18 protein-coding genes and 3 pseudogenes are annotated in these 17281 nt (G+C 39.7%); 17 read left to right on the top strand and 4 right to left on the bottom strand.

What is annotated here, in order from left to right; genetic code table 11:
- The first annotated feature begins 338 nt into the window (after positions 1-338).
- From pnuC to HMPREF0847_RS04235, 6 genes are all read left to right on the top strand, one after another.
- On the top strand, positions 339-1130 hold the full coding sequence (gene pnuC, locus HMPREF0847_RS04260; RefSeq protein WP_008808962.1) for a nicotinamide riboside transporter PnuC: 792 nt from the start codon (positions 339-341) through the stop codon (positions 1128-1130).
- A 372-nt stretch (positions 1131-1502) separates the two neighbouring features.
- Positions 1503-1997 carry a YkgJ family cysteine cluster protein gene (locus tag HMPREF0847_RS04255; RefSeq protein WP_008808961.1) on the top strand — a complete coding sequence of 165 codons (495 nt, stop codon included), beginning with the start codon at positions 1503-1505 and terminating at the stop codon, positions 1995-1997.
- Between the two features lie 197 nt (positions 1998-2194).
- The gene (locus HMPREF0847_RS04250) at positions 2195-3028 is read left to right on the top strand and encodes an AraC family transcriptional regulator (protein WP_020992667.1); all 834 of its coding nucleotides are present in this window, start codon (positions 2195-2197) and stop codon (positions 3026-3028) included.
- Between the two features lie 243 nt (positions 3029-3271).
- Positions 3272-3961, top strand: a complete 690-nt coding sequence (locus tag HMPREF0847_RS04245) for a YjjG family noncanonical pyrimidine nucleotidase (RefSeq protein ID WP_008808959.1) — start codon at positions 3272-3274, stop codon at positions 3959-3961.
- 42 nt (positions 3962-4003) lie between these two features.
- Positions 4004-5833, top strand: a complete 1830-nt coding sequence (gene uvrC / locus HMPREF0847_RS04240) for an excinuclease ABC subunit UvrC (protein ID WP_008808958.1) — start codon at positions 4004-4006, stop codon at positions 5831-5833.
- Between the two features lie 119 nt (positions 5834-5952).
- Positions 5953-6255: a hypothetical protein gene (locus HMPREF0847_RS04235; protein WP_008808957.1), complete on the top strand. Its 303-nt coding sequence runs from the start codon at positions 5953-5955 to the stop codon at positions 6253-6255.
- Here the strand turns inward: HMPREF0847_RS04235 and HMPREF0847_RS04230 are convergent.
- From HMPREF0847_RS04230 to HMPREF0847_RS11570, 4 genes and pseudogenes are all read right to left on the bottom strand, one after another.
- Positions 6239-7106 (bottom strand): annotated as a pseudogene (locus HMPREF0847_RS04230) (IS30 family transposase); the annotation flags it as partial. The gene HMPREF0847_RS04235 and the pseudogene HMPREF0847_RS04230 overlap by 17 nt on opposite strands.
- 161 nt (positions 7107-7267) lie before the next feature.
- Positions 7268-8404: an L-lactate oxidase gene (gene lctO / locus HMPREF0847_RS04225; RefSeq protein WP_008808955.1), complete on the bottom strand. Its 1137-nt coding sequence runs from the start codon at positions 8402-8404 to the stop codon at positions 7268-7270.
- 74 nt (positions 8405-8478) lie between these two features.
- Positions 8479-8664 (bottom strand): hypothetical protein, encoded by a 186-nt coding sequence (locus HMPREF0847_RS11345; protein WP_061600770.1) that lies wholly within the window; start codon positions 8662-8664, stop codon positions 8479-8481.
- Positions 8576-8818 (bottom strand): annotated as a pseudogene (locus HMPREF0847_RS11570) (helix-turn-helix domain-containing protein); the annotation flags it as partial. The pseudogene HMPREF0847_RS11570 and the gene HMPREF0847_RS11345, both read right to left, overlap by 89 nt.
- 272 nt (positions 8819-9090) lie before the next feature.
- Here HMPREF0847_RS11570 and HMPREF0847_RS04215 point away from each other — a divergent pair.
- The 11 genes and pseudogenes from HMPREF0847_RS04215 (at position 9091) to HMPREF0847_RS04170 (ending at position 17272) form a co-directional block, all read left to right on the top strand.
- Entirely contained in the window at positions 9091-9378 is a 288-nt protein-coding gene (locus HMPREF0847_RS04215) for a hypothetical protein (protein WP_008808953.1), read from the top strand.
- Between the two features lie 136 nt (positions 9379-9514).
- Positions 9515-9604 (top strand): hypothetical protein, encoded by a 90-nt coding sequence (locus HMPREF0847_RS11565; RefSeq protein WP_392391709.1) that lies wholly within the window; start codon positions 9515-9517, stop codon positions 9602-9604.
- Positions 9567-9800 (top strand): hypothetical protein, encoded by a 234-nt coding sequence (locus tag HMPREF0847_RS11340; protein WP_198011732.1) that lies wholly within the window; start codon positions 9567-9569, stop codon positions 9798-9800. The genes HMPREF0847_RS11565 and HMPREF0847_RS11340 overlap by 38 nt, the downstream gene beginning before the upstream one ends.
- Positions 9801-9811: 11 nt before the next feature.
- Positions 9812-10267: a DUF4274 domain-containing protein gene (locus HMPREF0847_RS04205; protein ID WP_008808951.1), complete on the top strand. Its 456-nt coding sequence runs from the start codon at positions 9812-9814 to the stop codon at positions 10265-10267.
- Between the two features lie 300 nt (positions 10268-10567).
- A pseudogene (gene imm48, locus HMPREF0847_RS04200) lies at positions 10568-10954 on the top strand (Imm48 family immunity protein).
- A gap of 195 nt (positions 10955-11149) precedes the next feature.
- Positions 11150-11695: a hypothetical protein gene (locus HMPREF0847_RS04195; RefSeq protein ID WP_008808949.1), complete on the top strand. Its 546-nt coding sequence runs from the start codon at positions 11150-11152 to the stop codon at positions 11693-11695.
- Between the two features lie 256 nt (positions 11696-11951).
- Positions 11952-12797, top strand: coding sequence for a metallophosphoesterase family protein (locus HMPREF0847_RS04190; protein WP_008808948.1), 846 nt, complete (start codon positions 11952-11954; stop codon positions 12795-12797).
- Between the two features lie 6 nt (positions 12798-12803).
- Positions 12804-14465, top strand: a complete 1662-nt coding sequence (locus HMPREF0847_RS04185) for a hypothetical protein (RefSeq protein ID WP_008808947.1) — start codon at positions 12804-12806, stop codon at positions 14463-14465.
- A 114-nt stretch (positions 14466-14579) separates the two neighbouring features.
- Entirely contained in the window at positions 14580-15185 is a 606-nt protein-coding gene (locus HMPREF0847_RS04180) for a nitroreductase family protein (RefSeq protein WP_008808946.1), read from the top strand.
- A gap of 45 nt (positions 15186-15230) precedes the next feature.
- The gene (gene pepV, locus HMPREF0847_RS04175; protein WP_008808945.1) at positions 15231-16634 is read left to right on the top strand and encodes a dipeptidase PepV; all 1404 of its coding nucleotides are present in this window, start codon (positions 15231-15233) and stop codon (positions 16632-16634) included.
- Between the two features lie 53 nt (positions 16635-16687).
- Entirely contained in the window at positions 16688-17272 is a 585-nt protein-coding gene (locus HMPREF0847_RS04170; protein ID WP_008808944.1) for a uracil-DNA glycosylase family protein, read from the top strand.
- Positions 17273-17281 lie beyond the last annotated feature (9 nt).

Below are 17281 nucleotides of genomic sequence, written 5' to 3'. Positions count from 1 at the left end.
CTCTTGTTACTTATAGTCTAATGAAAATTATTGCAATCATAAATCGTCAAATTTTAATGATGTATTTAATTATGTTTCACAAAAAGATAGTGATAAATCAGGGACAATGTTCGACTACTAGCGAATCTAAGTAAGAAGACTTACAAAAATTGTAGGTCTTTTTTAAAAATCCGAACATTAAGAATATTTTTTGTATTTTTTCTTGACATTTTCTGAAAAAGGAATATGATAAATGTGAACACTGCATGAGACAAATCTTGCGCGTGTTCGAAAAAATAATAGAGCGTTGCATCCGTAAGTCAATTTGACACGGCTCTTAAAAAACAAAAGGAGAAAGAATGAATACTTATGTTCAAAAGAAAATCGCAAACACGAAGCTGACGCTTTCTGAAATGTCTGGTGGCTATCAAAGGATGGTAACTAGTATGAAGAAGCTCGGCTTTTCTGGTACCTTGAAGCTTATATGGGACGATTTGTTTGCTCATCGCAGCCTAGGTCAATGGGTCTATCTCTTAATTCTAGGGAGCTTTCCGCTCTGGCTGGAGCTGATATATGAACATCGTATTGTGGATTGGACTGGGATGATTTGTAGCCTGACTGGGATTATCTGTGTGATCTTCGTTTCAGAAGGGCGGGCTAGCAATTACCTCTTTGGTCTAATTAACTCTGTGATTTACTTGATTTTAGCTTTGCAGAAAGGCTTTTATGGCGAGGTACTAACTACTCTTTACTTTACCATCATGCAGCCGATTGGACTCTTGGTGTGGATTTACCAAGGTCAGTTCAAAAAAGAAAAGCAAGAGTTTGTTGCTCGTAAGCTAGATGCCAAAGGATGGACAAAATATCTATCGCTCAGTGTGCTTTGGTGGTTGGTCTTTGGCTTGATTTACCAATCTGTGGGGGCTAATCGTCCTTATCGTGATTCAATTACAGATGCGACAAATGGTGTAGGGCAAATCCTGATGACGGCTGTTTATCGTGAACAGTGGATTTTCTGGGCAGCAACCAATATTTTTTCTATTTACCTCTGGTGGGGTGAAAGTCTTCAGATTCAAGGGAAATATTTGATCTATTTAATTAACAGTTTGGTTGGATGGTACCAGTGGAGTAAGGCGGCTAAAAAAGCATAGTCCTATAAACGGAAAAGAAATCGGATGCGACAATGTCTCTCTTTACTTAGCTATACCTTTTGTCCTCTTGTGGACCTATCAGTATCTATACCTCTAGGAAATCACTTTATTCTACCAGTATGGTCTTATTGAGAGATGACAGTGATACAAGTAAAGAAATCGAAGAAGCTTGGGCTAGCAACAAGGACGGTGGAAATAGCATTTGGCGACACCATATGATGATTGCTTTCTAAGTTCATAAAAAGCAAATCTGGGACTCGTTCTCAGATTTTTTGTTAGATAGAATATGTTATATTCTTTGAGTTTGATAAGATTTAAGAATGTTCATTTTATGATATAATAAAAGCAATTTGAAGACAGAAAGAAAAATATATGACTCAAGAAATCGACCTTGAAAAGTATCACCAGCTAGCGCTGCAAAAGCAGAAAGAGCATCGAAAATTTTTAGCCAGTCTCAAGAAAAAGCCACCAAAAAACCTAGATAAGATTGCTCAGCAAATCCATGATGAGGTCTTTGAGGAGATCGACTGTACAGCTTGTGCTAATTGCTGTAAGACTTTAGGACCAGATTTTAAGGAAGCTGATATAGTCCGTATTGCCAAGTATTTCAAGATGAAGCTGCCGGCTTTTGAAGATGAATTTCTGCAGGTGGACGAAGACGGTGACAAGGTCTTCAAGGCCATGCCTTGTCCTTTTTTGGGTGGAGACAATCTCTGCTCGATCTACGATGTCCGTCCCAAGGCCTGCCGCGAGTTCCCTCATACAGATCGCAAGAAGATTCATCAGATTAATCATCTGACAATCAAAAATACTCTGACCTGTCCAGCGGCCTATCTTTTTGTGGAGAAGCTGCGGGATAGGTTGTAGCATTCCCCTCTAAATCTTGTACAAAAATTCTAGGGTGGAAGTATCTTCGATCTGTTAGACTATAGTTAGAATTGAACATGGCCTAAAAGCTGTGTGAAAAAGATAAAATTTTCTCGGAGCAGGAGCCCCTCCGTCAATTTTCCTATTTTCACTTTGCTTTTAAGGGCCTTAGTATCTTTTGTGAGGTGAAAAAGAATATGATGCATCAATTCAATCGAACCATGGAATATCTAGAAAGTAAGTTGGACGCAGAAGTGGATTTGCAGAAATTTCAGCAGCTATCAGGTTATTCTTATGCTCTCTTTAGCAGGCTCTTTTCTATCTTGGCAGATATGACTTTAGCAGAATACTTACGCAATCGCAGGCTATCAGAAGCTGTGACAGACTTGCGGGAAAGCTCTGAGAAAGTCATTGACATAGCGATGAAATACGGCTATGAGTCTGCGGATGCCTTCAGCGCAGCCTTCAAGAAATTCCATGGTGTGACCCCCTCAGAAGTTCGAAATGGAAAACCTTATCGGGTCTTTCCTAGACTTCAATTATCCTTAAAGATTACAGGAGGAAAGAACATGGATATCAAGATTCAAAAGAAACCTGCTTTTACCGTAGCAGGCGTCCTATTGGAAGCTATTGACAATAGCCAGTGCCCATCTGCATGGGAACAGCTCTATGCCAATCATAGTTTTGAAGGCCTAGAGAGTCTGGGCAGTGGCCAATCCTTTGGCGTCTGCTCGGATGTCAAAGAAGGCGAAATCATCAACTATATGGCTGCCTATGATGTGAAGGATAAAGCTAAAGCAGAAGAACTAGGTCTGTCAATCAAAGAAATAGCAGAAGCTGAATATGCTATCGTACCAGTCAAGGGGGCTATACCAGCCAGCATTCACCATGCTTGGAAATATGTCTTGGAAGTCTTTTTCCCAGAAACTGGCTATCGCCACTCAGGAGCACCAGATTTTGAAGTTTACACCGAGGGAGACATGTATTCCCCAGATTATCAAATGGAACTTTGGATACCTGTAGTGAAATAAAATGTGAATCGAGGCTGGGACAAAAGTCCTAGCCTCTCAATTGTCTTTGGATTGTCGAGCAAGACGCAGTGGTTGAGTGGGCTCTACTACGCTGATTCCATCAGCTTTTACAGCCCAACTCAACTGTGCGGAGGTGGGACGACGAAATCGAATTCTAACGAATTACCGATTTCTGTCCCACTCTCGTTTTTTTGTGGCTTGTGGTATAATAAACCTACTAAAGATGCAGAAAGGATTTCGACCTTGTCATATAAATTTCTACTTTTCGACCTTGACCATACGCTGCTGGATTTTGATACGGCAGAAGACATTGCCCTGACTCAGTTTTTGGAGGAACAGGGCGTGACGGAGATTCAGATCTACAAAGACTATTATATTCCCATGAACAAGGGGCTTTGGCGGGATTTGGAACAGGGGAAAATCACCAAGCTGGATCTGGTCAATACGCGCTTTTCTCGTCTTTTTGCTCATTTTGGCATTGAGAAGGATGGGGCCGAGCTGGCCCTTCTCTATCAGCAGCATATTGCTCAGCAAGGACAAACCTATGCTGGTGCAAGCGAGCTTTTGGACAGTCTGACAGCAGCTGATTATGAGATTTACGGAGCGACTAATGGCATCACAGCTATTCAGACTGGTCGCATGGCCCATTCCGACATCTCACCCTATTTTAACCATATCTTTATCTCGGAGCAGATGGGGACACAGAAGCCTGAAGCTTTGTTTTATGAAAAAATAGCAGAGCAAATACCAGCTTTTGAGAAGAGCCAGGCTTTGATGATCGGAGATTCGTTGACTGCTGACATTGCCGGTGGAAACAATGCAGGGATTGATACGGCTTGGTATAATCCGAAGAGGGTTACTAACCAAACACAGGCTAGACCAACCTATACCCTTCAGTCTTATCAAGATTTGTTGGATTTGTTGTTACAATAATAAGAAGAGGCGGTTCGGCCTCTTTTCTGCTATAATAGACCTATGAATAAGCTAATCCAATCAAAACTGGAACTGTTGCCGACCAGTCCCGGCTGTTACATTCACAAAGATAAAAACGGTACCATTATCTATGTCGGTAAAGCCAAGAATCTTCGCAATCGGGTTCGTTCTTATTTCCGCGGAAGCCATGATACCAAGACGGAGGCTCTGGTATCAGAGATTGTCGATTTTGAGTTTATTGTCACCGAGTCCAACATTGAGGCCTTGCTTCTTGAGATTAATCTAATTAAGGAAAACAAGCCTAAGTACAATATCATGCTCAAGGACGATAAGTCCTATCCTTTTATCAAGATCACCAATGAAACCTATCCGCGCCTAATCATCACGCGCCAAGTCAAAAAGGACGGTGGGCTTTATTTTGGTCCATATCCGGATGTCGGTGCGGCCAATGAAATCAAGCGTCTCTTAGATCGGCTCTTTCCTTTCCGCAAGTGTACCAATCCGCCTGAAAAGGTCTGCTTTTACTACCATCTGGGACAGTGCAAGGCCCACACTATTTGCCAGGTAGACAGCCAGTATTTCAAGGAACTAGCCCAGGAGGTAGCGGCCTTTCTCAAGGGACAGGATGACCAGATTATTGAGGATTTACGGGGGAAAATGGCTGGCGCAGCGCAAACTATGGAGTTTGAAAAGGCAGCTGAGTACCGCGACTTGATTCAGTCCATTGGCACGCTGCGCACCAAGCAGCGGGTCATGGCCAAGGATTTGCAGAATCGCGATGTCTTTGGCTACTATGTGGATAAGGGTTGGATGTGCGTACAGGTCTTCTTTGTCCGCCAGGGCAAGCTAATTGAGCGCGATGTCAACCTTTTTCCCTATTACAATGATCCGGACGAGGATTTCTTGACCTATATCGGCCAGTTCTACCAGGAAAAATCCCACCTCAAGCCTAATGAAATTTTGATTCCGGCAGATATTGATGAAGAAGCTGTCCGAGCCATGGTGGATACCAAGGTGCTTAAGCCTCAGCGAGGCGAGAAGAAGCAGCTGGTCAATCTGGCTATCAAAAACGCCCGAGTTAGTCTCCAGCAGAAGTTTGACCTCTTGGAGAAATCAATTGAAAAGACTCAAGGTGCTATTGAGAATCTAGGGCAGCTCCTCAACATTCCGACGCCAGTTCGCATCGAGTCTTTTGATAACTCCAACATCATGGGGACCAGTCCTGTATCAGCTATGGTGGTCTTTGTCAATGGTAAACCAAGCAAGAAGGACTATCGCAAGTATAAGATCAAGACTGTGGTGGGACCTGATGACTACGCCAGTATGCGAGAGGTCATCAAGCGACGCTACAGTCGGGTGATTCGGGATGGACTGACTCCGCCTGATTTGATTGTCATTGATGGTGGACAAGGTCAAGTGAATATCGCTAAAGAAGTTATCCAGGATCAGCTGGGACTAGATATTCCCATCGCTGGACTGCAAAAAAATGACAAGCACCAGACTCATGAATTGCTTTTTGGCGATCCTTTGCAAGTGGTAGAATTATCCCGCAATTCGCAGGAATTTTTCCTACTTCAGCGTATCCAAGATGAGGTCCACCGCTTCGCTATTACCTTCCACCGCCAGCTCCGCTCTAAAAATTCCTTTTCATCGCAGCTAGATGGTATTGAAGGCTTGGGACCGAAACGCAAGCAAAATCTCATGAAACACTTCAAATCTCTAACCAAGATTAAAGAAGCCAGTGTCGACCAAATCGTCGAAGTTGGTGTACCACGAGCGGTAGCAGAAGCTGTGCTGGAAAAGCTACATTTAGCAGACCAGCAGAAAGCAGCATCACCTGAAGTAGCAGAGCCAATTGAAAATATGGAATGAACAATTAAATTGTCTGACTGGTAAAAATGTTTATGTAAGATCCATAATGCCGGGTTGTAGTGTAAATGTTTCTGTATTTATGGTAAACTAATACAAATAAAAGAAAGGCAAGGTAGTTTATGTCAAGCGATGCTGCATTAAGAAGTCAATACAATAGTATCAAGGCTAAACGAGACCGATACAAGAAGGTTGCTCAGGGCATTGAAAATAATCATTTAAACTATAATCGTTCAACATCGGAGATGGATGAATACATTAATTATATTGACGATATCACCCAAAAGATTGATAGCAAAAGTGGTTACTTTTATATAGAAAATGCGTCAAGTAAATTAAAGACCAATCGAAATACACTTCAAGAGTATGTCGATTTTGTTCAAAATTCAAACTCTTCTTTTATGGCTTTCTTTTATCAGCTATAGCTGATAAATAATTTTGAGAAATATTCGTAAAATCCATTTGTTTCGGAAGTCCATTTCGTCTTAATAAGCCATTAGAATGTTCATTGAGACCTCGTTGACCAGGACATCCTGGATCCGCAAAGAGAATATCAATGTCATGCGCATTCGAAATAGACTTCCAGTTAGAAAATTCTTTCCCACAATCAAAAGTTATCGACTTAAAGAGATGACTGGGAACTTGAGACAACCATTGATTGATGGAGGCCTCAATATCACTTGCTTTCCGTCCATTGGTTTTCAGTGTGATAATAGATTTTGAGAGGCGTTCTACTAAGGTAATGACTGCACTTTTGTGTTTTTCTCCGACAATTGTATCTCCTTCTAGATGACCGAATTCCGTCTTAAAATTAGGATAACTGTCTGCTCTCTCACGTAAATCTCTGCGCAACGCTTGTTTTCCTCGTTTTTCGCTATGACCATTTGGTTTTCTTTTGCCTTTCCAAGGGAGATCCTCTTTCTTTAGAATACCATGGTCTACTAGTCGATAGAGAGTTCTCATAGAACAAGAAACCCTATCTGGATAAGTTCTTTTAATGACATCAAGGCTCCAACTTTGTTCCAAATGAAATTTGGATGAATTCTTTTTCTGATTGCGTAAGCCCGGTTTTATTCCTGCCACAGCGTTTCTTATTGATTTTATATCGGTTACAGTAATCATAAGCAGAGTGCCCCTCTCTCAGATAGTTGATGACATTGTAGATTGTCTGTTTTGATCTGCCAAGTAAAGTCACAATATCTGAATCTTTTATGTTTTCTTGATAGTAAGTCTCTATCATTAGAAGCTCGTTTGTAGTAAGATGAGTATAGGTCATTTATGTTAGTTCCTTTCAGACAAATGTGGTGTTTATCTGAAAGGAACTAACATAGATGGCTTTTTCTGTCTAGCTTAATTTTACAAATTGGGATTCTTTATGACAAAAGTGATTAAAACACAAGCAAAAACCTCCATACTTAGTGGAGGCAATCTGTTTTATCAATACAATTTCAAGTCACGAGGATCAACTGGGAAGGTTGGGTTGTATGGGTTGTGACGAAGTTTGAAGTGCTTGACATCCTCAATAGTCTGAGTTCCAGACAATTGCATGACTGTCTTCAATTCCGTATTCAAGTGTTCAAAGACTTGACGCACACCAACACTACCGCCGAGAGCCAAACCATAGATGACAGGGCGACCAATAGCTACCAAGTCTGCTCCTGATGCCAAGGCTTTAAAGACGTGCTGACCGCGACGAACACCAGAGTCAAAAACGATTGGCACACGTTTATCAACTGCTTCTGCTACTTCTTGAAGTGAGTCGAAGGCAGCTGGTCCACCGTCGATTTGACGGCCACCGTGGTTGGTTACCCAGATACCAGAAGCTCCTGCAGCAAGCGAACGTTCAACGTCCTCACGGCATTGTGGCCCCTTGACATAAACAGGAAGTCCAGAGTATGCAGCGATAAATTCTACATCTCGTGGAGATAGGCGTTGTTTAGCTGATTTGTAAACAAAGTCCATTGATTTTCCAGCACCTTCTGGCAGGTATTCTTCAACAATCGGCATGCCAACTGGGAAGACAAAACCATTACGCTTGTCCACCTCGCGATTGCCCCCTACAGTAGCATCTGCCGTCAAGACAATCGCTTTGTAGCCTTCAGCCTTCACACGGTCCATGATGTGGCGGTTGATCCCGTCATCCTTACTAAAGTAAAATTGGAACCAATGAGGTGTCCCTTGAAGTGCTTCCGTAATTTCTGGAAGGTCTACAGTAGAGTAAGAGCTAGTTGTATAGAGGGACCCAAACTCATGCACACCACGCGCAGTCGCCACTTCACCCTGTTCATTTGCTAATTTATGAGCCGCAACAGGCGCCATAATGATTGGTGAAGACAATTTTTCACCAGCAAATTCAATATCTGTACTTGGATTTTCAACATCACAAAGAGTATGCGGAACGATGAGTTTGTGGTTAAAGGCGCGAATATTCTCACGTAAAGTAAAAGTATCTTCCGCCCCACTAGCGATATAGCCAAATGCCGCTTTAGGAATAACTTGTTGCGCCATTGGCTCCAAATCATAGGTATTGATGAAATCTACATGACCTTCTGCATTGCTTGTTTTGTATGACATAAAATGCCCTCCCTGATAAGTAAGCGTTTACTTTGTATATTACAAAGGTATCTTAACTCTTTTTTCAAAACTTTTCAAATATTTTGTTTGGAAATTTCAGAAATTCTAGGACTATGATAAAAAATCCCTATAACAGCAATAAAAAATACATAGCTTGGACGCTCGAAAATATTGGATAAATTCTTTTTCTGATTGCGTAAGACTGGTTTTATTCCTGCCACAGCGTTTCTTATTGATTTTATATCGGTTATAGTAATCATAAGTAGAGTGCCCCTCTTTCAGATAGTTGATGACATTGTAGATTGTCTGTTTTGATCTGCCAAGTGAAGTCACAATATCTGAAACTTTTATGTTTTCTTGATAGTAAGCCTCTATCATTACAAGCTCGTTTGTAGTAAGATGAGTATAGGTCATTTATGTTAGTTCCTTTCAGACAAATGTGGTGTTTATCTGAAAGGAACTAACATAAATGGCTTTTTCTGTCTAGCTTAATTTTACAAATTGGGAATTAAAAAATTTCAATTGGCCATAAGGCTAGTTCGTTATAAAAATGTGATAGCCTAGTGTTGTCACATTTTTTATATTCTCAAAAGTTTTTGTTATACTTGACTTATTCCTCTAATTAACCACCTAGTCGTACCATTGGTTACCTTGGTAGTAAATACAAGGCCTACCGAGCAAGTCAAGTGGCGGATGTCGATATTCACAGTGGTGAAGCGACCAGCTTCAAGGCCAACATCAAAGAGCGAGCCAACACAGCCTGGACGGATATTAAGACCAAGGCAGGTGATGTCAAGGTCCAAGTGGGAGAACGTTTTGAATACTTCAAGAAGCGTGTCTCAAATGTGAAGAATCAAGCCATCTCAGCTAGCACAGAGGCGCTTTCAAATAAGGTCCGCAACTTTAGCGATGCCATTGAAACTGGCCGTCAAAATATTCACAACACGCTTGATTCCCTTGGGAATAAGAATTGATTTGCTTTTGTGACTGTAGATGACGTCCCAGTCGATCTTGAAGAAATGGGGGGGTAATCGTTCTGAAAAATGGACTGGTTATCAAGCTCAACACGTTATTCCGGCTGAAATGTCGAAACGTCTGGTGATTTAAAAAATGGGAATGGATTTAGATGAGGCTTCTAATGGAATTTTTTTACGAGTTCTAGATGATCAAATTAGCCCAATGTCAAGACATAGAGGTTAATTACTCTGCATATAGCGATTTTGTCAAATCAAAACTTGATAATATAGACTTAGATTTACCGCCGGAAAAACTTCAAAATGAAGTACTTAATCTTCAAAATAAATTGAAAACTATTCAAAGTAAAGGTTTACCTTTATATTCTAATCAAGGTGCAACACAAGAATTATGGGAACGATTCTACGAAAAACTTAATTGAGGTATAATTTAATGGAGATAGAGCGATTAAAAACAATTTCTTACATATTGAACTCTGAAAATAAGAACGAGACATTTGAAATCATTAGAACAATTTCAAATGAGGATGAATTGTTTGTATTACTTGATAATTACAATTGGGATAATGGTTTTGAAGTACCTACAGAAATATTGAGTAACCCTCATTGTACACTTTCAACTGCATTACTAGCTTTTTATAGAGCGGATGGCTATAGATACTTGTCAGAAGGTGACAGTATTATTTTAAATCGTTTAACAAAAGACTGGGAAATATTTTTGAAATCTGTATTGAGAAGGATTTTGAATAAAGAATTTCAAATAGGAAATATTACCTTTAACCCGGAGTTAACTAAAATTCAAAAATTTAAATTGAAGAAATTAAATCCTGCACTGGACCCTGTGCTTATAGATGGGGTACAAGGAAAAGATTTAAATATTATTCTTTAATATTAATAGGTGAATACTGAATAACGAATTTTTCTTGTGTTTGTACAGATATTGACAGAACGCTGATAAGAAAAGAAGAAATCGATGAATTCGCAGGCTGTGAGCAAGTCATTGATTCAACATCAATGCTAGAATGGAAGAGACTATAAACAGTAGTTTTTCTTTTTCATTCTTTCTTTTATCTTAGATGAAGGTAGGAGTGATCTAACCTCACGATACAAAAATAGAATTATTTTTTATGTTTTATGGAAAATAATATAGAGTTGACAGAATTAGATTTTGATTTAGAAAGGAATTATTATGAACGATACCATTACAAACGAGACTATTGAAATGGTCAATAAATTTTTAAGTTTAGCAACGATTGATTTTGATGAGGATCTTGACAGACAGTTAGCAGCAGCCTATATTTTTGGGATGTTAAACGGAAAGGCACAAAAGGATTCTATTTCACCAGAAAATGTCCAAGCCTTGATGATTCGAATTGGTATTGAGAAACTTCAATATACTCCCTAGGTAGCCTTTGAAATGACACGGTTTGTCATTAATGCGACTGATAAAGAATTTCACCCGACGGTTAACGCTATTATTCATAGAGGCATAGAAGGATATTTTCTATATGCAGACAATCAATATGATGCTCTTTCAGAGGATTTTAAAGATATTGTTCAAGTAGTGAAAAGCTAGGTATTACAACAGAGTAAGTTCGATTTTATAATCGAACTTACTTAATTTTCAAATCACAATCGGTCACATAGTGAGAAAAATTCAAGCAATGTGAAGTAAGCATTAGAAGGCTTAGAATATTTGATATCGAAATAATTTGACATTGAAATAATTTTATAATATAATATTCCTATTCTTTATTAATAGGAGACACTAATGAAAAAAATTGTTACAGCTAGTGTAGCGCTTTTATCGGTTATAACTTTAGCAGCATGTTCTGGAAAATCAACTTCAGAATCTTCTGATAAAGCTTCAAGTTCTGTAGAAAAAACTTCTACTTCAAAGAGTTCATCAAGTAGCTCTGAAACTTCATCAAAAACAGCTAGTTCTGATCTAAAAACTCCAGAAATTGTTCTTTTGACAGATGAAGAAATTGACAATGCTAAAACAATCGGCGATATGAAAGCTCTTTTTGGTAAGTTGATTGACAACTATAAGAAATACATTACTGAAATCGGTAATAAAGTTCCAGAAGCTGGAAAAGAAGCATATAATCAACAAGTCCAACCAGCAATTGAGTCTATGGAAACTTCAAGAGAAACATTTAACAATACACTTTCAGCCGCTGGTCCGGATGATACAGTAGTTCCAGAACAAAGTCGTAATCTGTTTCTTCAACAGTTGAAAACAGGACGTGATGCTATGAAGCAGGCTATTGAAGGTGCTTATAAATCTCTTGCTCCGCTTATTTCTGGACAATAATATCTCAACAAAGTAGGTGATTGTCACCTGCTTTTTTTGTACTTAAAATTAATAGTTATAAAAGAGATAGCGTGTGACACATAAGAAGTAGATGAACTGTGATTGCTGGTGAGGAGTAAAAATCATAAACTATACCGTTTCTAAAATGATCCATAAGTTCTGGAAGATAAACCACCCAGAGGATGGTTTTCACGTTTTCAGTCAGTTTTTGATATACTAGATTCAAACTAAGCAGCCATTCATTTAAGGAGTGAAGATGAAACAAAGAATTGCCATTTTATCAGATATACACGGAAATACGACTGCCTTAGAAGCAGTCCTAAATGATGCTAAAGAGCTAGGAGCGACCGAATACTGGCTTCTGGGTGATCTTTTTCTTCCTGGACCGGGTGGAAATGATTTGATGGATCTTTTGGAAGGTCTGCCAATCACTGTAGCAGTCAGGGGAAATTGGGATGACTGTGTTTTAGAAGCTTTAGATGGTGTCTATGGCTTGGAAGATCCTCAAGAAATACAACTTTTGCGCCTAACTCAGTATTTGATGGAACGACTTGATACTCGCTATATTGACTGGTTGAGAAGTTTGCCACTTCTTGACAGGATTGAGGTGGATGGTTTGCGTTTTTCACTTAGTCATAACTTACCTGATAAAAACTACGGTGGAGCTTTACAGGTGACAAATGATACTTCAAATTTTGATCATTTGCTGGATGGGGAAACGGATATAGCCGTTTACGGTCATGTTCACAAGCAGTTGCTTCGTTATGGAAGTCAAGGACAACAAATTATTAATCCAGGTACGATTGGAATGCCCTATTTTGATTGGCCAGCTTTGAAAAATCACCGTGCCCAGTATGCCTTGTTAGAAGTTGAAGGCGGGGAACTGGTGAACATTCAATTCCGAAAAGTAGCTTATGACTATGAAGCGGAGTTAGAATTGGCCAAAGAAAAAGGACTTCCCTTTATTGAGATGTATCAAGAACTACGACGTGAAGATAACTATCCAGGACATAATAAGGAGCTGTTAACCTCCTTGATTAAGAAACATGGTTATATGGAGGATGTCAAAGATTTCCTGCAGAAAATAAAAAATGAAAGTTAAAGAGAGATGACCTTAAATTTTGACAAACATAGAGATCATTTGGAACAAGATATTCGAGAAGAACTTCAGAGTATTTATATAGACAAATTCAAAATACTAGACATTAAAGAGAATGTCCTGGGTCCCTATTGTCCGATCTTTTTATTTGAGATAAAGCTTGAGGACTATCAGGATAGATTAGATATTTTAGTTGATGGTAGTGATCTGATACTAGAGTGGGGAGAGGAAAAATACGCGATTCAGTATAAGTATGATCGCGAAAGTCTAAAGGAAGGACTGGAAAGAATTAAGCTCTATCTAGATCAACCAGAATTGATTTTTTCTGAGCCTCTGAGTCCTAAAAATGTTCATCTGAAGTCAAAAGGTATTGAAAGAATGATTGCTAATGTCTTTGAGGGGAAAACGAGAACCAACTGCTGGGAAAAATCGGACCAAAAGGATGGGGATTATAAAGCTCTTATCACGAATATCTTGCCTCGCTACCAGGCTTCTTTTACACTTGAGTTAACAGAACAACACTTTATCGTGAAATATATTTTTCCTCTCAAGGCTGGCATAGAAAGTCAAGGTTTGCAGATGCATCAGCCGATTGATTTAACCTCCTCAAATATGGCTTCTTTCTTGAGTCGATTTAAGGAATTTATAGAAGCTGAGTTGGAAAGTGGAGATAATGTAACTGACTCAATGTCTGTCTCCGAGCTCATTTTGACTGCTCCTCTTAAGCCTGATACTGTAGGGGCAAAGGTTTTACAAGTACAGAGGATTATCAGCACAAGCTTCACAAAGGACGTTTCTTTTTTTGAAACGACCAAGATGATGGAGGATGGTAGTCTTTATGAGGTTGATTTTTTTGCAAAATCCAACTTTTATTCGGCAATCTTTTCTATTACTTTGATCGGCAGGCACTTTTATCTTCACGTGACTAGGCCAAATAAAGCAGATTTGAAAGATCATTGGGATTTATTTGGTTACCCTTATGAGTTAACTGAGGAAAATCTTAGAAAAGTGATAAAGGTAGCTGAGACATATTTTGCTAGTCATCTAAAAAAAGAACAAAAGCCATCAAGTTCTAATATGAGTAAATCTCAACTAATCCATCAAATTAAAGCCCAAGCAAGAAAAAAGAATGAGGTGCTCGCGAAAGAAAAAGCAGACAAGGAAGTTTATTTGGGATTGAGAAAATTGTGGAAACTGCAGTTTCTGATTTTCTTTATCCTGATAATTATGGCGTTTGTCATAGAGGTTTATATGGCTGGAGCAGGTTATAAAGCCTTTAGAATGAGGATTCAGTTTAGTCGAGTATCTGTCCATAGTTTTTCGCTTCTCTTTATTACCATGTATGGCTTTTTGACACTCTATATCACTGGCTTGAAGATCAATGGATTTTTGAAGCAGTATCCTCGTTGGAAAGGTCTTCCGACCAAGGGAAGTGGTCTTCCTAAAAAGGAGACAGGTTTGATGTTCTTGGTGCTTTTTCTTGTTCTTTTTCTAGGGGCCATTGAATTGACCCTTCGAAAACCTGAACCAAAAGTGGAGATACCTAAGATAGATCAAAATTTAAACAAGGTTTTTGAGCAAGAAAGAAGCTCTAGTTATAGCGGTTTAATAAAGGGCTTAAGAGATTCAAGTAGCCAGAATGGAGAAAACGAAACCTCTACTACAGAATAATCTTATTAAGTAGTAAGGGCTGATAGTTCTTTCTTATAGAGAATGAAAAACCTCTGCAAACTCTTACAAAATATGATAAAATGAAGCTAGTATATTAAGAAAAGGAAGAGACCTATGAAATTTCTAGAACTCAATAAAAAGCGTCACGCAACCAAGCATTTCAATGATAAGCCTGTGGATCCAAAGGATGTCCGTACAGCGATTGAAATTGCGACTTTGGCACCTAGTGCCCACAATAGCCAGCCATGGAAATTTGTAGTAGTACGAGAACGCAATCAAGACTTAGCAGAAATTGCTTTTGGCTCTAACCAAGATCAGGTTAAAGAAGCACCAGTGACCATAGCACTCTTTACGGATACAGATTTGACCAAGCGGTCTCGTAAGATTGCACGTGTGGCTGGAGTTAAAAATTTCTCTGATGAGCAGCTTCAATTCTACATGCAGAATCTACCAGCTGAGTTTGCGCGCTATAGCGACCAACAAAAGAGTGATTACTTGGCCCTTAATGCTGGTCTGGTAGCCATGAATCTTGTTCTGGCTTTGACTGACCAAGGTATCGGATCTAACATTATTTTAGGTTTTGATAAATCTAAGATTAATGAAGTTTTGGAGATTGATGAGCGTTTCCGTCCGGAACTCTTGATTACGGTTGGTTATACTGATGAAAAGTTAGAGCCTAGCTATCGTTTGCCAGTTGACGAGATCATTGAAAAACGTTGATACAGCTGCATTGATTTAAATCGAATTAGAGATTGGGGTAATATAATGACAATTGATTTTAAAGCAGAAGTTGAAAAACGCAGAGAAGCTCTCTTGGCCGATCTGTTCAGCCTTTTGGAAATTAACTCAGAACGTGATGACTCCAAGGCGGACAAGGAACATCCTTTTGGACCTGGACCTGTTCAAGCTCTGCATAAGTTTTTAGAAATCGCTGAGCGCGATGGCTATGAAACCAAAAATGTGGACAATTATGCTGGTCACTTTACTTTTGGTGAGGGTGAAGAAGAACTGGGAATCTTTGCCCACATGGATGTGGTCCCTGCTGGAAGTGGCTGGAATACAGATCCTTACAAACCTGAAATCATTGATGGTAAGCTATATGCGCGTGGTTCATCAGATGATAAAGGGCCAACTATGGCTTGTTACTATGGTTTGAAAATTATCAAAGAATTGGGATTACCAGTATCTAAGCGTGTGCGCTTTGTGGTGGGGACAGACGAGGAATCTGGTTGGCAAGACATGGACTATTATTTCAAGCATGTTGGTCTGCCTGAACCAGACTTTGGTTTCTCACCAGATGCGGAATTTCCAATTATTAACGGAGAAAAAGGGAATATCACCGAGTACCTCCATTTTGGAAATGATAACACTGGTAATGCTAAACTTCATAGCTTTACAGGTGGCCTCCGTGAAAATATGGTGCCAGAGTCTGCAACAGCAGTTGTATCTGGACAATTACCAGATCTGGCTGGTCTCTTAGATGCCTTTGCCAAGGAACACAAGCTTCAGTATGAAATTTCAACTGTTGATGAAAAAACTTATACCATTACGATCATTGGTAAGTCTGCTCATGGGTCAACTCCTGAAGATGGGATCAATGGTGGGACCTACTTGGCCCTCTTGTTGAACCAATTTGACTTTGGTGGTGCTGCCAAGTCTTATCTGGAAGTGGCAGCTCGAGTACTGCACGAGGACTTTGCTGGTGAGAAGTTAGGAATTGCTTATACAGATGCTAAAATGGGCTCTCTCAGCATGAATGCTGGTGTCTTCCATTTTGACAGTGCTAAGTCAGACAATACTATTGCTCTGAACATCCGTTACCCGCAAGGAACTGATCCGAAAGCGATTCAGAACGGTCTTGAAAAAGTTGCTGGTGTTGTGTCAGTAAGTCTATCTGACCACGGACACACTCCACACTATGTCCCAGCAGATGATGAATTGGTAGCAACTCTTTTGAGTGTTTATGAAAAACAAACAGGTCTCAAGGGACATGAGCAAGTCATTGGTGGTGGAACCTTTGGCCGTCTTTTGAAGCGTGGTGTGGCTTTTGGTGCTATGTTCCCAGACTATGTCAACACTATGCACCAAGCTAACGAGTTTACAGATGTAGAAGACCTTTTCCGTGCTGCGGCCATTTACGCAGAAGCTATCTACGAATTAATCAAATAAAAAAGAAGAACTCGTTTGGTCTTTCCAAATGAGTTTCTTTGCAAGGAGATATCATGCGAACAATAGAGGATATTGCTAAGGCCATCATGGCCGACCCAGAAAATCAAGAATACACAAAGCAGGGAATCAAGCCACTCTTTGCGGCACCAAAGAATGCTCGAATTAACATTGTTGGTCAAGCACCGGGGCTTAAAACTCAAGAGGCTGGACTTTACTGGAAAGACAAGAGTGGTGACCGACTGAGAGAATGGCTGGGTGTCGATGAAGAAACTTTTTATAATTCTGGTTACTTTGCAGTTTTGCCCATGGATTTTTATTTCCCAGGTCATGGAAAGTCTGGGGACTTACCACCTCGTAAGGACTTTGCAGATAAATGGCATCAACCTATTTTAGATCTTTTGCCAGATATTGAGCTGACTATTTTGATTGGTCAGTATGCACAGAAATACTATCTGCATCAAAAAGGAAATATCAAGTTGACTGAGACGGTCCAACGTTATAAAGACTATTTGCCTGACTTTTTTCCTTTAGTTCATCCATCGCCCCGCAACCAAATCTGGATGGCTAAAAATCCTTGGTTTGAGGCTGAAGTAGTGCCAAAATTGCAAGCATTAGTACAAAAGATTATTCATCAATAAAGGGGAAAA

It is taken from the genome of Streptococcus sp. 2_1_36FAA (assembly GCF_000161955.2).
Taxonomy (GTDB): Bacteria; Bacillota; Bacilli; order Lactobacillales; family Streptococcaceae; genus Streptococcus; species Streptococcus gordonii.
This window is presented reverse-complemented; position numbering and strand designations above follow the sequence as displayed.

What these genes read in the sequence shown, in the direction of transcription:
- HMPREF0847_RS11345 (WP_061600770.1), bottom strand. Translation starts at nt 8,664, where the DNA reads ATGATTACTATAACCGATATAAAATCAATAAGAAACGCTGTGGCAGGA.
- HMPREF0847_RS04170 (WP_008808944.1), top strand. Translation starts at nt 16,688, where the DNA reads ATGCGAACAATAGAGGATATTGCTAAGGCCATCATGGCCGACCCAGAA.
- HMPREF0847_RS04255 (WP_008808961.1), top strand. Translation starts at nt 1,503, where the DNA reads ATGACTCAAGAAATCGACCTTGAAAAGTATCACCAGCTAGCGCTGCAA.
- pnuC (WP_008808962.1), top strand. Translation starts at nt 339, where the DNA reads ATGAATACTTATGTTCAAAAGAAAATCGCAAACACGAAGCTGACGCTT.
- HMPREF0847_RS04250 (WP_020992667.1), top strand. Translation starts at nt 2,195, where the DNA reads ATGATGCATCAATTCAATCGAACCATGGAATATCTAGAAAGTAAGTTG.
- HMPREF0847_RS04195 (WP_008808949.1), top strand. Translation starts at nt 11,150, where the DNA reads ATGAAAAAAATTGTTACAGCTAGTGTAGCGCTTTTATCGGTTATAACT.
- HMPREF0847_RS04180 (WP_008808946.1), top strand. Translation starts at nt 14,580, where the DNA reads ATGAAATTTCTAGAACTCAATAAAAAGCGTCACGCAACCAAGCATTTC.
- HMPREF0847_RS11565 (WP_392391709.1), top strand. Translation starts at nt 9,515, where the DNA reads ATGGGAATGGATTTAGATGAGGCTTCTAATGGAATTTTTTTACGAGTT.
- uvrC (WP_008808958.1), top strand. Translation starts at nt 4,004, where the DNA reads ATGAATAAGCTAATCCAATCAAAACTGGAACTGTTGCCGACCAGTCCC.
- HMPREF0847_RS04205 (WP_008808951.1), top strand. Translation starts at nt 9,812, where the DNA reads ATGGAGATAGAGCGATTAAAAACAATTTCTTACATATTGAACTCTGAA.
- HMPREF0847_RS04185 (WP_008808947.1), top strand. Translation starts at nt 12,804, where the DNA reads ATGACCTTAAATTTTGACAAACATAGAGATCATTTGGAACAAGATATT.
- HMPREF0847_RS11340 (WP_198011732.1), top strand. Translation starts at nt 9,567, where the DNA reads ATGATCAAATTAGCCCAATGTCAAGACATAGAGGTTAATTACTCTGCA.
- pepV (WP_008808945.1), top strand. Translation starts at nt 15,231, where the DNA reads ATGACAATTGATTTTAAAGCAGAAGTTGAAAAACGCAGAGAAGCTCTC.
- HMPREF0847_RS04235 (WP_008808957.1), top strand. Translation starts at nt 5,953, where the DNA reads ATGTCAAGCGATGCTGCATTAAGAAGTCAATACAATAGTATCAAGGCT.
- lctO (WP_008808955.1), bottom strand. Translation starts at nt 8,404, where the DNA reads ATGTCATACAAAACAAGCAATGCAGAAGGTCATGTAGATTTCATCAAT.
- HMPREF0847_RS04190 (WP_008808948.1), top strand. Translation starts at nt 11,952, where the DNA reads ATGAAACAAAGAATTGCCATTTTATCAGATATACACGGAAATACGACT.